Below are 16,674 nucleotides of genomic sequence, written 5' to 3'. Positions count from 1 at the left end.
ATAAACGCATTTTATGGAAATAACTAAAACAGATACCCCATTGAAAACTTTAAAATTATCCAATAAAGAAGTACTTCAGGATTATAAATTAGCTGTGGCCAGTCGTGAGGCCAGCTTGTTAGGTCGAAAAGAAGTCTTTATGGGTAAGGCTAAGTTCGGAATTTTTGGCGACGGAAAAGAAATCCCCCAGATCGCCATGGCTAAAGTTTTTAAAAAAGGAGATTACAGATCTGGATATTATCGTGATCAAACGTTCATGTTTGCTATCGGCGAGCTGACTATTCAGGAGTATTTTGCACAGTTATATGCTCATACTGATGTCGAAGCAGAACCTGCCAGTGCGGGTAGACTAATGAATGGTCACTTTGGTACCAGAATGCTCGACGATAATGGTAATTTTAAAAATGTTGCCCAGGAATATAATAGTGTTTCGGATATTTCACCTACTGCCGGTCAGATGCCTCGACTTGTAGGATTGGGGTATGCCTCGAAACTCTACAGAGAAAACAAAGACTTAAAACAATTTAAAGAGTTTTCTGATAACGGTAATGAGATCGCTTTCGGTACTATAGGTAATGCTTCTACTTCTGAAGGGTTATTTTTTGAAACGATCAATGCTGCCGGAGTACTTCAGATTCCAATGTTGATGTCTGTCTGGGACGATGATTATGGAATTAGTGTTCCGAAGAGTTACCACACTACGAAAGAAAATATTTCAAAAGCTCTTGCAGGATTTCAGCGTAATAAAAATGAGAAGGGTTATGAAATCCTGACTGTTAACGGCTGGGATTATGCAGACTTGATAAAAACATATAGAAAAGCAGAAGAAATCTGTAGAAAAGAGCACGTTCCTGTGCTTGTTCACGTGGTTGAAATCACTCAGCCACAGGGACACTCAACTTCTGGTTCTCACGAAAGATATAAGTCTAAGGAAAGGCTGGAATGGGAAAAAGAGCATGACTGTCTCACCAAAATGCGTCAATGGATAATTGATGAGGGTATTGCCGACGAAGAAAAACTTGAGAAATTAGAGAAAGAGGCTAAGAAAGAAGCGAAAGACTCTAAGAATAATGCCTGGAAAGATTTCAATGGTTCAATTGCTGAGGTTCATAAGGAAGCAGTAGATCTGATTAAGGCAACAGCTGAAGGTTCTGAAAATAAAAAAGAACTGAACAAGATCTCTAATGAACTCAAAGATACGCTCAACCCGATCCGTCTGGATTCATTCAGAGCTGTGAAGAGAGCACTGAGATATCTTACCGGTGAAAATTCATCTGCAAAAACAGATCTTCTCAACTGGTTAAAAAGAGAAGAGAAATTAAATGAAGACAGGTTTAGCAGTCATCTTTACTCACATTCAGAAGATGCAGCGTTAACCGTACCAGCTATTGACCCTGTGTATGACGATTCAAGTAAGCTCGTAGATGGTCGTGAAGTTCTTCAGGCTTGTTTTGATGCGAATCTTGAAAAGGATCCGAGAGTTTTTGCCTTTGGTGAAGACGTGGGATACATTGGCGATGTAAACCAGGCATTTGCAGGATTACAGGAAAAATATGGTGAATTAAGAGTTACTGATACAGGAATCAGGGAAGCAACCATCTTAGGGCAGGGAATTGGCGCTGCGATAAGAGGTTTAAGACCGATTGCTGAGATTCAGTATCTCGATTATATATATTATGCTCTCCAGATAATGGCTGATGACCTTTCGAATCTTCAGTACAGAACGAAAGGCGGTCAGAAAGCACCTTTGATTATTCGTACCAGAGGTCACAGATTAGAGGGAGTATGGCATTCGGGTTCTCCGATGGGAGCTTTGTTGCACAGTATCCGGGGTATTTATATTCTTGTACCTAGAGATATGACGCAAGCTGCTGGTTTCTATAATACGATGTTGCAGTCTGATGACACGGCGTTGATTATTGAGTGTTTGAATGGATACAGATTAAAAGAGAAAGTTCCGGCAAACATTGCTGAGTATACTACACCACTTGGTGTTCCGGAAGTGATCAGGGAAGGTTCTGATGTAACCGTTGTTACTTACGGTTCTATGTGTAGGATAGTAATGGAGGCTGCAGAGCAACTTGAAGAGTTTGGTATTTCAGTGGAAGTGATCGACGTTCAGTCTTTACTGCCATTTGATATCAATCATACAATAGTTGATCGAATCAAGAAAACGAACCGCGTGATCTTTGCTGACGAAGATGTGCCTGGAGGAGCAACGGCATTTATGATGCAGAAAGTTCTTGAAGAGCAAAATGGATATCGTTACCTGGATTCTAAGCCGATGACGATAACAGCGAAAGAACACAGGCCTGCCTACAGTTCTGATGGTGACTATTTCAGTAAACCAAACACAGAGACTGTTTTTGAGACTGTTTATAAAATGATGAATGAGTTCAATCCAAGGAAGTATCCTGAATTATATAAATAAGGATCTTTAGAAGATAAAATTAAAGTCCGGGATTAATTTCCGGACTTTTTATTTTACTCTAAATTTCTTTCTTAGGAATAGTAAATGTAAAGGTTGATCCTTTTCCGGGCATGCTATCCACCCAGATATTACCACCGTGTTTTTCTACGAATTCTTTACATAAAATTAATCCTAGTCCTGTTCCGGTTTCATTTTTGGTGCCTGGCATCGAAGTGGATTCTTCAATATTGAACAGCTTTTCAAATTTATCTTTGGGTATCCCCACTCCGTTATCAGCGATAATAACATGATATTCTGATTTCTGATCTTCCACTTTTATATTAATTTCTCCATTTTCCCTGGTAAATTTTATCGCATTTGAAATCAAATTACGTAAAATGGTTCTAAGCATTTTCGGATCTGCTTTTACCTTGCTCTTATCAGGAATATCACATTTTATATCTATATATTTTTGTTTGGCATGATATTTTAATAAACCAATAACATGGGGGATGAGATTTTTCAAGTCTATATTTTCCGGAGCCATGGTAATAGTGTCCGATTGAGTTCTCGACCATTGAATCAAATTTTCGAGCAACTCGATCGCTTTCTTAGTAGATTTTTTTATCAACCGAGAATATTCCTCAATGCCATCGAGATTATTTTCTTTAACCTGCTTTTCAAGTAAATTGGCTAAACCTAAAATCGAACTGAATGGAGACCTAAGGTCATGGGCAATAATTGAAAAGAATTTGTCTTTGGTAGAATTTAGTCGATTTAAATATTCTTCGCTTTTTTTGATCTTATTCTCCATTGTCTTTCGATGAGTGATGTCATCGAATATAGCAATGGCTGCAATTATATTATTCTTATCGTCATATATTGGGGCTGACCAAATAGCACCCCATTTCCTTGTGCCATCATCCAGCTGAATGATGAATTCTTCATTTTTGATGACAATACCTTCAATCAGAGATCTTGCCATTGGCATTTCCGCACCAGTATATTCCCTGCCCTCTGGTGAAAATATTCTCCATGAATTGACATATTCCTCAATTGTGATATCAGTTAAACTTGCATCTGTTTCACCTCGAAAATTCCATACTGCATCATTAACATACGTAATGCGTCCATCGGGAGCCTCGCAAATACCGATTGCTGTCGGTGAATGATCCAGAATTGATTTTAAAAATCTTTCAGATTTGTTGAAACTATTGGAATTGTTTAATTTCCTTTCCAGCCTGGTTAGTTTTTCTTTTAATTCTTTATTCTCAGCTTCCAAAACAGCACATTTCAATTCATAATCTGTCATATTACCAAAACACCTGATTTTTTATTTATATGTTTATACCGATTGTAATTTGATATGAAGATTAATTTGTAAGTAACGATTATGAAGCTTTTTTGGAATAAAAGAAAGGAATCGATTACTATTTTAATTGACCTTCTTACCCTTTTAATATAAGAAATATATTCAAATTAACATGATATGTTCTCTTTACAAGAAACAGGGTCTTAGGGTTATACCCTGGGTAATCGTTAACTGTGTCAAATATTTGTAAATATTATTTCTATTATGAAGCTCTGCCCCATGGTCTGTCCCCTGACAGACCATTAAAAATGTTCACATCAAAAGTGTCTTGTCTAGGGACAAGCCACGGGGGTAGAAAGTATTAATGTTGACCATAATTTGAAGATTTGATTTTGATGCACCAGAACCAAAATAAATAACTTCACTGGCCTCTATATAAGTTAGCCATTATATCTGATACTCTACCCTGTAATTGGCTTTTTTCTATTTAATCGACTGGTAAAGAGTAAGTTAAAATAATCCTTTTTAAAAGAAATGTTGATTTAAGGTTTAGTTTATTTTACCGATAAATAGATTTTACACTAAATCAGTTATGATTATAATTAGCTGAAAGTATAATTTTTTTCTTAATTACTATTGTATCACAAGCTCTGAAAATGTTTTAATGAGGCAAGCGGAAAGTAATAAAAAAAATCATTAATTGATCGGAACTTTTACCGTGTCATTGGTTATCTGTATCCCTTTATAAAAGCTATCAAGGTAAAGAGAGTTATGTGTTTTCTTTTCATAAAAGAAGGTTGTCAGATTAATTGAGGGATCTTTTTTTAACAACTCAATTAATTCTTCAATCTTCGATTTATGAAATTCGGGTTTTGGCTGGTATGAAATGACTACTTTAATAGCCTTATTTATTTGATTGCTTTTTATATTTTCAATTACTTCCCCGTTGCTATACCAGATGGAGGGATCATACATGTGGATTACTTCAAAGGGATGCTTCATAGTCAGAATGTAACCACCAAAATATCCTCCGTAAGAATGTCCAATTAATGTTTCGACGCCATTAGTGGAATAATTACTGTTTACGTTCGGGATTAATTCATTTACCAGATATTTATAAAATTTTAGTGCTCCGCCTGAGTTTGTTGAATTATACCAGGTAGAATCAACAATTTCACCATCATATTCTATCCTGGTTTGGCTGAAAGTTAAATCTATTCCTCTTTTAAATTTCCAGTCAATATGTGGGATTCCAATAATAACTGAATTTTGAATAATGTTATTTGCACCTAAATCAAAAGCAATATTTCTAACCAGGTCAAATCTCCATTCAGCATCTAAAACATAGATCACAGGGTACTTTATTGTATCTGAATAATTTAGAGGAAGGCTAGCCCAATAATTCCTGGTTTCATTTAAATACTGAGATTCTATTTTATGACTGATTGTCTTGTTAATACAAATTGTATCCTGAGAAAATACTGGTATTGAAAAAATAATCAGTAAAGCTGATAAAAATAATATTTTCATGTCTCCTTAATTCAAAATTGAGGAGGCAAAAATATGTAACTAAGTTTGAATTTCTTCGGAAATAAGGATTGATTTTATACCATCTTAGACATTTTCCTCGATTTGTAGACATCCAGCAAAATATCCTGGAATTCACCTATTTTAGAAAAGTTGGTTCTGATATTATATTCGAAATTATTTTTTTCAAATTGCTGGATAAAACTCGATAAATGGGATTTTTCACCACCGATCTTATGGTGATATTCAATCTTGTATCTATTAAAATGATCGATTTTTTCTTTGCTAAAAAGGTCTTCGATTACCTGGATTTCTGCTCCTTCAATATCAATTTTTATCAGATCAAAATGGTTGTCCCGGATTAATTCTGAAAGTTTTTGAGTTTTTACAACGATTTTATTTTCTCCACCTCGTTCTTTATTAAAAGACCCCTGGAGTGATCCCTTGTGATCGTTTATGAAAAAATCTATTTCTCCGATATCATTTGAGAGTCCGACATTATGCAATTCGACATTCTTCAAATTATTTTGTTGTACATTTTTTTGCAATAATTCAAATGCATACGGATTGGGCTCGAATGCCATTATAGAACAATCAGGATAAAGTTTTTTAAAGAAAAGTATGGACATACCAATATTGGCACCGCAATCGATGATCTTAGGGGAGTCGGTTTCGATATCAAAATAGTAATCAGTAGATAAAAAGATTTCAATAATCAAATAAAGTAAAGTGTCATAGTCGTATGCTGTAACTTTATAGTCAAAGATGTTTTTAGTTATTTCCCTTTTATTTTTACTAAACTTAGAGCCCAGGTAGGTAGTCAGGAGAACCCAGAAAATCTGTAATTTTTCTCCAAATTTATAATTGCTGTTTTTAGCGAGAATAGCAAAATCAAAGATTTGCCTGAAACCGTTGATAATCTTTTTCATGATGCTGAATGACTGTAATGCTTTAATCCCAAGGATATTTACTTACGGAGTAAACGCCTGTATTCGACGTCAGAATTATTCAATTTTTCAATTAAATATAGAGTAGGTGCATTATTACTCTCTCGTACTTTCTCAATTTTCAGCGATAACTAAAAACAGATATTTGGCAGTTTTAGCAATTATTGTTTGTCTTTCAAATCGCTGGTTATTATTAAATATAATCAATAATTTGTTAATAAAGTGCAATTTATTCTAATCAAAATTTAAATTTTTGAGTAAATATTTAATTTTGCGCAATTCTTAATCATAAAATATTCCGGATACATCATACTTTATTAGGTGTATTTATATCCGGAATATGGTTATGAATTACTGATTTCTGGAATGATCTGTTATACTTCCATTTAATTTTTGAATATTCTCTTTCAAATATAATTATCGAAGGATCATCACTTTTCTCATTTCACGTATGCCTGAGTCGGTTGTGAAAAAGATATGGTAAATACCGCTTTTTACATTTTCAGGTCTAAGGGTGATCTGGTGATTTCCTGCTCTGTTAAATCCATCCTTGATCACCTGAATTTTCTGTCCAAGCAGGTTAAACATCTCAATACTCACATTAGCCTCTTTATCTAATCTGTATTTAATTTCAGCTGTAGTGTTTACAGGATTCGGATATATACTGATCAAATCTTCTTCAATAGCTAAATCATTCCCTGAAATCGTCATTGTTGATGAAACGGATGAAACAGAATAGCTACTGACTGAATACTTTAATTCTATTACCGCAATGATCTCATCAATACTTGATGTTAAGTCAATCGCCTGATCTTCAGAGAGTACATTGTCTTTTTTGTAGAGATCCATTACCTGGATACGTAGATCGTATAAAACTGCTAAGGCTTCCCCATACTTACCTTTATCAAGCAGCTTGAGAGCCTGGTCGATTTTTTTCATTAGCCCGTTTTCCTGCCCTTTGTTGAGTACACCTGAACTAGCCAGTAAATGAATGTCATCTCCCAGATTATTAATTGCCTCTTCAATTGAAATAGCTATTATTGTAACAAAATCAGGATCACTATCCTTAAATCCGTCCTTAACAACAAGCTTTAGAGAATAGGTTCCTGGAATATCTGCAATAAACGAAGGTGTTGCAGTATTAGCTCCACTTAGTGATGCTATACTACCTGTAGGTTTTGCAGGAGAAGTGTCCGGACTGGCAAACATCCAGGAGTAAGTTAACGGATCTCCTTCAGGATCGGAAGAGCCGGAACCATCCAGGTTGACGGTTTGTTGTTCAATAACTTCCTGAACCTCCCCGGCATCGGCTATTGGAGGGTTATTTGGTATAACTGAAATAATGAGTTGACCGAAACCGATACCTCCGTTACCGTCTGTAATGGCGACAGTTAAAGATTCGATACCTGTAAAGTCCGGGTTAGGTGTATAATTAAATCCACCATCAGATGATGTATTACTCATTAAACCATTTTCCGGGACAGTATAGGATATCCACTCTATTTCATCACCATCGAGATCAAAGTCGTTTGCCAGGTGACCGGGAGCTGTAACGATCAGTTCGGTATTTTCGGGTGTCGTAAAAACATCCGGTACAGCAATAGGAGTTCGGTTTTGATCCGGAATAACTAATATGGTAATAAGTCCGAAACTAATTCCTCCATTACCATCTGTAATAGCAACTTCCATAGACTCTAAACCAGAAAAACCTGGATTAGGGGTATAGGTGAAAGTTCCTTCAGACATGGTATTACTCACTATTCCATTAGAGGGTAGGGTATAGGAAATCCACTCTATCTGGTCACCATCTAGGTCAAAATCATTAGCCAGGTGGCCTGGGGCTGATACTGTTAAAGGAGTACCTTCAGGGGTAGTGAAAACATCCGGAACTGCAATTGGATCTCTGTTTTGATCAGGAATGACAAAAATGGTTAAGGTTGTAAAAGCAATTCCTCCATTTCCATCAGTAATAGCAATTTCAAAAGACTCAATACCGGAAAAACCTGGATTAGGTGTGTAGGTAAATCCACCATCAGAGGTAGTATTACTCATTAATCCATTTGAAGGAAGAGTGTAGGAAATCCATTCTATTTGATCTCCATCCCGGTCAAAATCATTTGCCAGGTGGCCCGGAGCTGAAACTGTTAATGGAGTGTTTTCCGGAGTTGTAAAAACATCTGGTATTCCTATTGGATCCCTGTTTTGATCCGGGATTACCAGAATAGCAATGAGTCCGAAATCAATTCCTCCATTTCCATCTGAAATAGCATATTCAAAGGATTCTATCCCTGAAAACCCGGGGTTTGGAGTATAGGTAAACCCACCATCTGAGGTGGTATTACTCATTGTGCCATTTTCTGGAAAAGAATAGGAGATCCAGGTAATTGGATCTCCATTTGGATCATAATCATTAGCAAGGTGACCGGGTGCAGCAACTATTAAAGGAGTGTTTTCAGGGGTAGTGAATACATCAGCCACTGCTACAGGATCTGTACCTCCTGATGGTGTGACAGTTATATTTAGTAATCCAAATGCAATTCCCCCATTTCCATCAGTAATAGCATATTCAATAGACTCTATGCCAGTAAAACCCGGATTTGGCGTATAGGTAAATCCACCCTCTGAAGTAGTATTACTCATTGAACCATTTGAAGGAAGAGTATATGAAATCCATTCTATTAGATCTCCATCTCGATCAAAATCATTACTTAGATGACCAGGCGCAGAAACTACTAAGGCAGTATTTTCAGGAGTTGTAAAGCTATCTGGTACTGCAATAGGATCCCGGTTTTGATCTGAAACCACCATAATTTGTATTAATCCAAAGCTAACACCCCCATTTCCATCAGTAATAGCAATTTCAAGGGATTCTATTCCAGAAAATCCGGGATTTGGCGTATAGGTAAATCCGCCGTCAGAACTAGTATTACTCATTGAACCATTTGAAGGAAGAGTATATGAAATCCATTCTATTTCATCACCATCGCGATCAAAATCATTAACTAAATGACCCGGAGCAGAAACTGTTAATGGAGTGCCTTCAGGGGTGGTGAAAACGTCGGGTAGTGATATTGGGTTTCGATTTTGATCCGGGATTACCAGGATAGAAATAAGTCCGAAATCAATTCCTCCGTTTCCATCAGAAATAGCAATTTCAAATGACTCTATACCAGAAAAACCTGGGTTAGGTGTATAGATGAACCCTCCTTCAGAAGTAGTATTACTCATTGTACCATTTGAAGGAAGAGTATAAGATATCCATTCTATCTGGTCTCCATCAGGTTCCAGATCATTTTCAAGGTGTCCCGGGGCAGTCACAGTTAATGGCGTTCCTTCGGGAGTGGTGAAAACATCCGGTACTGCTACAGGATTCAAGTTTTGATCAGGGATAACTAAAATCGATATGAGACCAAAACTAATTCCACCGTTATTGTCTGTTATTGCTATTTCCAGGTTTTCTATTCCTGAAAATCCGGGGTTAGGGGTATAGGTAAATCCACCGTCAGTGCTGGTGTTACTTACCGTGCCGTTTTGCGGAACGGTATAAGAAATCCACTCTATTTCATCACCATTTAAATCAGTATCATTGGCCAGGTGGCCCGGAGCAGAAACGACCAACTCTGTGTTTTCAGGAGTTGTATATACATCCGGTGTGGCTACAGGTGCATAATTCTCCGTGTCTGTTTCTGAAATTGTCATCTGATCATCTTTTTTTGCCGGGAGCTCAGATTTTAAAAGTTTGGTCGGTTTTTCCTGTTGAAAAATTAGGTTGGACCTTTTTACTTCTATCGGATTATTAGGCTGATCTTTAATTAGCATATCCAGAATTTCTCTGGAAATATTATTTTTGTTTATTCCTTCAGGGTTCTTAATAATCGTTGTTTCCCGCTCTTGATTTTTGATTTCTTCTGATCCAGGTAGCGCTTGAACCGTGTTGTTTTGATTTAATATGTCGCTTAGTTCAAAGGATTTTGTTTTTCGTAAATGATCCTTATTTAGTAGAATACTCTCGTACTTGTTATCTAATAAAATCTTTTCCTCTGATATGGTTTGATTTAATTGGACTTTGTCGGACGGTAGGATTAATACGTTGCCTTTTTGTTTGAATTCTTTCAACAGCCGCTCGTTTTCAGGATTAATTTTCGGTTCAGAAGTTTGTTCTAAAGAGTTTTTTTCAACTTGTATCTGGGCGAAAGTGGGTATGAAAAAGAATGAAAAGAGAAGAAAGGTTATAAGTGATTTAAAACTAGGATATAATAAAAGAAATGGGGTAGTATACCCTTTTTGAAGGTTTGATTTGACCGGTATCATGGCTATAGAATTTACTTGTGGTGTATAAGAAGTTAACTAAAAATGCAGATTCTAGCAATTTTAAACCTATTTGAAATAGTTGTCAGCCTGTTTTTTCGATGAATTTATAATGGAGGGGTGTGGATGATGGCTGAGTGTATTTAAATAAAAAAATGGCTGATATTTTATAACGGTTTTAGGTATGTGATATAGGTTGAAATAAATTTAATTAATCATTCATTTAATTTTTTAGCAAAAGATTGTCTGATTTGCTCACTAGTATGCCTTTGAAGTTCTTTTAGAAATCCCTCGGAAGAACTAATCTCTTTTTTTATACAATAGGAAAGAATGTTATACATTATTTTTTGCCCGATTTTTTGTTCCAGATCGAGTAAAAGTATGGCTCCTTTATAATAATAGGAGGGGTAAGCATTTTCTGTGAAAAGGCTAGCTTCAGATACAGGAATAGCACTATCGGCAATTTCTCGATGTTTTTCTATTATTGATTTATAAGCGTCTGAATTATATTTTTCTACTACCTGGTACATGGAATAATTGGCAAAAGATTCATTTAACCAGGGTTCTTCAATAAAATTTGCCATGCTCCACCAATAGTGAGCTATTTCATGAGATAAGTTGGCGTATGAATTAAAATCTTTTCCGGTAACAATCAAATTCTTTCTATTGAACTGAAATCCAAGTTCTTTTTTTGAAGTGTTTCGCAGAACCACTATGAATTTCTGTATGGGATCTGACGATCCGATTGTTCGGTTTAACAGAGCAATGCTGTTTTCTACTTTTTTGCCTATTGATGTTAGTGTAGAGTCTTTTGTGTCATTACTAGCATAAATAGTTATGTCTTCATTATAATTCCACTCCATCATGTCCTTACCGGCTAATATTAAGACTTCATATTCAGGCTGTTTCTTTTTAATGATTATTTTATCTTTCTTGTTCTCCGTCTCTGCATCGGAATGAGTAATCAACGAATAAGAAGAAGGGAAATTAGAAATGGAAATATTGTAAGTAAACTGATTATTTAAATCTCCATTGTTTGGAAACCATAATTTATCCGCATTTAACTCGATCCAGTCAGACTTCAGATGATTTTGAGTATTTAGATTGATACTATATTCAAAATGAATCGATGCCACTGATTTATTGTCTAGTGGTTTTTTGAATTTGATAAGCCAGAAGGGGAAAGGTCTGCCTTCTTTTTTAGTTATTTGATATGATTCCAAATTCTCGGCCTTAATCGTGTCTACATTAATAGCCGGGTTTAATAAGAAATACAGGGAGTCCGCAGGAGATTGAACTATTTTGTGATAAGTAGCATTAACATTTACTATTGTGTCTTTAAATGTCATATCAATAACCAGGTGGTCTGGCTTTTGAGCACTGATATTCACAAGTGAAGAAATAAGTATTAATATCAAAAGAAGGTATTTCGTCATGACCCTTTTAAAATAATGAATTTTTCAAATTTTAGAAAGTGATCAAGAGGACCCTTTAGAGAACCTGTTTTTAACCGCACTGCTTCACGAAGTTTTAGTAATGATGGATGCCAGGAACCTCTAACTATATTTTATAAAAAAAGCCACCCCATTAAATGAGGTGGCTAATATTATTAAGGTAGATGTATAGCTTACTGGATTAGGATCCTGTTAACTAATACATTTTCACCATCTGTAACTCTAATTATATAAAGTCCTGCGTCTAAATCTGATACATTGATTTCATTAAATGTATTAGAAAGAGAGCCTTCTTTCCATACCTGGCCGGTAGTATTCATAATTCTGAATTTAGCCGACTCCATTTTACCAATATGTATTTTCAGGTAGTCCTTAGCAGGATTAGGATAAACAGAATATCCTTGAGGTCTTTCACCTTCTCTGGTAACAGCAACTTGAGAAGTTCTAGCTCCGCCGCCTACACAGAAGTTAGTTGTTTCACTTGAAGCGAACGATCCGCCTGATGCTAATGTAACGCCGTCAGCAGTTAGTGAATAAGAACCACTGCCATAAGAACAGCAGATACCGTCGCCATATGCGTCGTAGATCACAAAGTTATAACATCCATCGTCAAGAACGATATTCTGAGTTACAGTTGATCCATCTGGTTGTGAATCGTAAGTACCACCTGATGCAATTACTGTTGATCCACTCAGTATTTCCCAGCTTGTTTCTTCAGGATAATTGTCAAGAGTGATAGACAATGTAGCGCTAGTCGTTCCTCCGCCAGTGCTTCCTCCTGTACCTAAACTCAAGGCGTCAATTGCCATATCTCCCTGCCAGGTATCACCTGTTGTACCTACAAATTTTAGTTTTACAGTTCCACCAAGATATGCGGCAAGGTCAACATTGGCCTCGTTCCAGCTATTACCCTGGTTTCCGGATTTACTCCAGATTGTTGACCAGTTTGAACCGTCTGTAGTAGCCTGAAGTTCAAGGTCACCCATTGTTGATGCTCCGTACATGTGGTATCTGAATGATAGGACTGCTGCAGATTCAGAAGTCAGATCATAACAAGGTCCTGCTAACTCAGCGCTTTTAAACGAGTAGTTTGGACTTGATGATTCCATATACACATAGTTATTTCCTGCAAATGCACCTGAAGGTCCGGTGTTACTCGATGGTGTTCCGCCTGATCTTCGGGTCCAGTCGAAATCATCACCACTTACCTGTGACCATGCTCCGAATCCACCTTCAAATCCTTCACTATATCCAATAGTCTCAGTAGTAGAGCAGCTGATACCGCCACCACCTGTAGAACCGGTTGAAAGGCTTACATTATCTACTGTTATATCTGAAGTATAAGATGAACCTGTAGTTCCGGCAAATCTTAGTTTTACAACTTCTCCGATATATGAACCCATATCTACATTGGCAGTAAACCAGCTATTTCCCTGGTCTCCACTTAATGACCAGATTGTAGTCCAGCTACCACCGTCAACTAATGCCTGAACTTCAAGAGTTCCCATTGCCGATCCATACATGTGATAGTCAAAGCTAAAAGTAGCAGATGATTCAGCAGAAAGATCAAAGCAAGGACCATCCAGGAAAGCAGATTTTGATGGGTAGTTTGGATCTGACGCTTCTACGTACATGTAGTAAGATCCATCACTTGCAGAAGAAGGGCCAGTGTTTGAAGAAGGAGTGCCAGAAGCATCTCTTGTCCAGTCGATGTTGTCTCCTGAACCTTGTGCCCAGTTTCCTGTGCCACTTTCAAAACTTTCGCTGTAAGGGAAGTTGCTAACTGTTCCTGAGCAGGTAAATCCGCCTCCGGGATTTCCGGGATCGTAAACAGGATCTAAAAGGAATCCTTCACGGCCACCACCATTTGAGAAAGTAGCCTGCATTCTAGCATCCTGTCCGGCAGAGAACATAAACATACACGCATCATCTACATAATCCATATAGTTCATGAACATATCGTTTCCGCCACCAGAACAGCTATTTGTTCCTAATGAAGGACACCCGTAGTTAGGGTTTCCGGCTACAGGAGTGTCGTTTACAAAGTCATCTGCAGAGCAATTTCCATCACCCCAGATGTGACGAAGGTTTAACCAGTGACCTACTTCGTGAGTAGCAGTTCGTCCCTGGTCAAATGGAGCTGAAAGGTAGAAATTACTACCGCCAGACACTGAAGCATCTCCGAAATACTGAGGAGACATTACCACTCCATCAGTTGCTGGATCACCACCCGGAAATTGCGCGTATCCAAGGATTCCACCTCCGATATCGGCAACCCACATGTTTAAAATACGATCTGGTTCAATAGGCGGGTAAGCTGCTTTTACAGCATCATTTGTACCCCATGTGTCACGGGAGTTAGCATATCTTTTGATTTCAACAATTTCGAATCGGATTTGAGTATCTCCGGATCGCACACTCTGAAATTCAGAAGGAGTGTTGTCATAGTCACTATTAGTAGCGCTATAATCTTTGTTTAACCTGTCAATCTGAGATTGAATCTGTGCATCAGAAATATTCTCTTGAGAGTTTCCATATACAACATGAATGATACAAGGAATGATAATATTGCTGCCGGATACTCTAAAATTTTCAGAATTTTCTTCAAGACGTTGAGTTAGTTGCTCGATCTCAGCCTGGCGCCTGGCATATTCAGGGTTTTGCTGGAGCAATCTTTCGTGTACCTCGTCGGTAGCACAAACACGTTCCTGGGAATAAGAAATGAAAGAACAGCATAACACCATTCCAAATAATAGTAGATGTTTAATCATAAAGGTTTGGTTTATAGATTTAATAAAAATAAACTATAAATGCCAGATTTACAGTGGTTTGAGCGGTTGGTCTGTTTAAGACAATGAAATGATTAATAATGTTTTGGTTGCTCGAACTTCACTTAAATGTTCGCTCTGACTTTTACTATAAATACAAGTATACAAATTATTTTCTGCAATATAAAATTCGGTAAAATATGTCTATACCGAATTAATTACCAAATACACTTATAATTTTTAGAATAAGTGAAGCTAGAAGTTAAAAAAATCAAATTAAAGTATATCCTGAAAATAAGCCTGGAAATGGGTTTTAACGTGCGCTGGAGGTTATTTGAACGTTAAAATAATTTGATATTTAAATTAATTTTTTCTCGAGAGCTGAAAATTTTTCTATAATTATTTTTTAGCAGGTAATTCTTTACCTGATACCTACCAGGCCTTTAGCGGCTCTAAATAATTTTTGTGAATCATAACCTACACCATTTTTAAATATGATTTTTCCTGAGCGGATCGCAGATATATCTTTACTAATATCCTCATCCATAATAATCAGGTCGGCTATTTTTCCTTTTTCGACCGTACCTATCATTCTATCTGATTCTAAGTATTTAGCACCATTTAAAGTGCAGATCATAATAGCTTCCGGAATGCTAAATCCCATTTCTACCATTATTTCGAGTAATCTCATGTTTGCATAGCCCGCGACGATGCGTCCGTCGTAAGTTGGATCGGTTCCGGCCACCAGTAATCCACCTGCATCATGGTACATTTTATCCATCAACATAAGTTTATTGTACCTGGCAATATCGATTGAATCTCTTCCCTGTTTGCTAATCCAGCGTTGATAGACTTTTTCTTTAGCCCTGGGAGATAAAGCTTCCAGTCCGCCTCCCGGGATGACTTCTCTTCCGGTATAGGGCTCAAAAACATTGACTGTTGTTGTTAAGGCTACGTTATTTGAAATCATGTGATCTATTAAACTGGTGACCTGTTCGGACTCCGGATCAACTTCTAAGAGGCTTTCCAGCATAAAGGGATTGCATTGGTCAGGCAGTTTATTTTCTAAAAAATCAGGGCAGGAGCCAAACCCGTGTTCTATGTTATCAATACCAAGATCTACTGCTTCACGGTAGGTAATGGAGCAAAGGTGACCTGTGACTTTCATATTTCTGGCATGGGAGGCATCAATAATCGCTTTCAGATCTTCCCTTGTTAGCATATTGTAAACTTTGACTGAAGTTATACCGAGGTCTGCATAAAAATCAACCTGGTCCTGGGCCTGGTCCGGACCATCGAAAGAATACATTTCCAGGATAGGTAATCCTTCTCTATCCATGTGTGGACTTGTAGCATCAATTGTCGGTCCGGGCAATCGCCCGTCTTCAATCCATTTCTTTAGTTTTACATCCGTTTGTGGCATAATCGCTCCAGCTGTTCGCATCGTTGTTACACCACCTGCCAGGTAAAGCTTAGGAAAAGAATAACTCATCTGATCGAGCCCGTAGTTTGGACCCGGAACATTTTTAGGATAAAACAGGTGTTCGTGAAGCATCACCATTCCGGGTATAGCCGATTTCCCTTGCATATCAATGATGGCGGCCTCTTTGGGTGCAGGTAAATCTTCTCCAATCTGAGTGATGTATTGACCTTCGATCAAAATATCCTGGTTTGTTTTCTCAGGACTGCCAGTTCCATCCAGAATGGTCAGGTTTTGAAGGAGGTAGATTCCTCTTTCGTGAATCACGTATTGTTTTGTTTCTGCATGTAAAGTATCCTGAGCCAAACAGGTTAACGCTAGGAAAGGCAGGAGAAATAGTAACAGGATGAATTTTTTCATGGTGTGTCAGGCGGCTAATAGAAATTAATATGCATAAAAAGGCATCTTTACCGGGCTATTTGATATTATTATTTACCGATATTAATGCTATTATAATATACACTTATA

General features: G+C 37.2%; 8 protein-coding genes. 1 reads left to right on the top strand and 7 read right to left on the bottom strand.

Annotated elements, in window-relative coordinates; all coding sequences use genetic code 11:
• Positions 1-13 precede the first annotated feature (13 nt).
• Positions 14-2,431, top strand: a complete 2,418-nt coding sequence (locus tag DCC35_RS16115; RefSeq protein ID WP_137091781.1) for an alpha-ketoacid dehydrogenase subunit alpha/beta — start codon at positions 14-16, stop codon at positions 2,429-2,431.
• A 58-nt stretch (positions 2,432-2,489) separates the two neighbouring features.
• Here the strand turns inward: DCC35_RS16115 and DCC35_RS16110 are convergent, their stop codons facing one another.
• From DCC35_RS16110 to DCC35_RS16080, 7 genes are all read right to left on the bottom strand, one after another.
• Positions 2,490-3,722 (bottom strand): PAS domain-containing sensor histidine kinase, encoded by a 1,233-nt coding sequence (locus DCC35_RS16110; protein WP_137091780.1) that lies wholly within the window; start codon positions 3,720-3,722, stop codon positions 2,490-2,492.
• 696 nt (positions 3,723-4,418) lie between these two features.
• On the bottom strand, positions 4,419-5,252 hold the full coding sequence (locus DCC35_RS16105; RefSeq protein WP_137091779.1) for an alpha/beta hydrolase: 834 nt from the start codon (positions 5,250-5,252) through the stop codon (positions 4,419-4,421).
• Between the two features lie 74 nt (positions 5,253-5,326).
• The gene (locus tag DCC35_RS16100) at positions 5,327-6,178 is read right to left on the bottom strand and encodes an FkbM family methyltransferase (RefSeq protein WP_137091778.1); all 852 of its coding nucleotides are present in this window, start codon (positions 6,176-6,178) and stop codon (positions 5,327-5,329) included.
• A 435-nt stretch (positions 6,179-6,613) separates the two neighbouring features.
• A complete protein-coding gene (locus DCC35_RS16095) occupies positions 6,614-10,312 on the bottom strand; it encodes an Ig-like domain-containing protein (protein ID WP_175402842.1) in 3,699 nt (1,232 codons plus the stop codon).
• A 407-nt stretch (positions 10,313-10,719) separates the two neighbouring features.
• Complete coding sequence (locus DCC35_RS16090; protein WP_137091776.1) at positions 10,720-11,940, bottom strand: gluzincin family metallopeptidase; 1,221 nt, start codon at positions 11,938-11,940, stop codon at positions 10,720-10,722.
• Positions 11,941-12,131: 191 nt separating this feature from the next.
• Positions 12,132-14,729, bottom strand: a complete 2,598-nt coding sequence (locus DCC35_RS16085) for a T9SS-dependent choice-of-anchor J family protein (protein ID WP_137091775.1) — start codon at positions 14,727-14,729, stop codon at positions 12,132-12,134.
• Between the two features lie 418 nt (positions 14,730-15,147).
• Positions 15,148-16,566 carry an amidohydrolase family protein gene (locus DCC35_RS16080; protein WP_137091774.1) on the bottom strand — a complete coding sequence of 473 codons (1,419 nt, stop codon included), beginning with the start codon at positions 16,564-16,566 and terminating at the stop codon, positions 15,148-15,150.
• Positions 16,567-16,674: the final 108 nt, after the last annotated feature.

This window comes from Mangrovivirga cuniculi (genome assembly GCF_005166025.1).
Lineage (GTDB): Bacteria > Bacteroidota > Bacteroidia > Cytophagales > Cyclobacteriaceae > Mangrovivirga > Mangrovivirga cuniculi.
This window is presented reverse-complemented; position numbering and strand designations above follow the sequence as displayed.

What these genes read in the sequence shown, in the direction of transcription:
- DCC35_RS16115 (WP_137091781.1), top strand. Translation starts at nt 14, where the DNA reads ATGGAAATAACTAAAACAGATACCCCATTGAAAACTTTAAAATTATCC.
- DCC35_RS16110 (WP_137091780.1), bottom strand. Translation starts at nt 3,722, where the DNA reads ATGACAGATTATGAATTGAAATGTGCTGTTTTGGAAGCTGAGAATAAA.
- DCC35_RS16105 (WP_137091779.1), bottom strand. Translation starts at nt 5,252, where the DNA reads ATGAAAATATTATTTTTATCAGCTTTACTGATTATTTTTTCAATACCA.
- DCC35_RS16100 (WP_137091778.1), bottom strand. Translation starts at nt 6,178, where the DNA reads ATGAAAAAGATTATCAACGGTTTCAGGCAAATCTTTGATTTTGCTATT.
- DCC35_RS16090 (WP_137091776.1), bottom strand. Translation starts at nt 11,940, where the DNA reads ATGACGAAATACCTTCTTTTGATATTAATACTTATTTCTTCACTTGTG.
- DCC35_RS16085 (WP_137091775.1), bottom strand. Translation starts at nt 14,729, where the DNA reads ATGATTAAACATCTACTATTATTTGGAATGGTGTTATGCTGTTCTTTC.
- DCC35_RS16080 (WP_137091774.1), bottom strand. Translation starts at nt 16,566, where the DNA reads ATGAAAAAATTCATCCTGTTACTATTTCTCCTGCCTTTCCTAGCGTTA.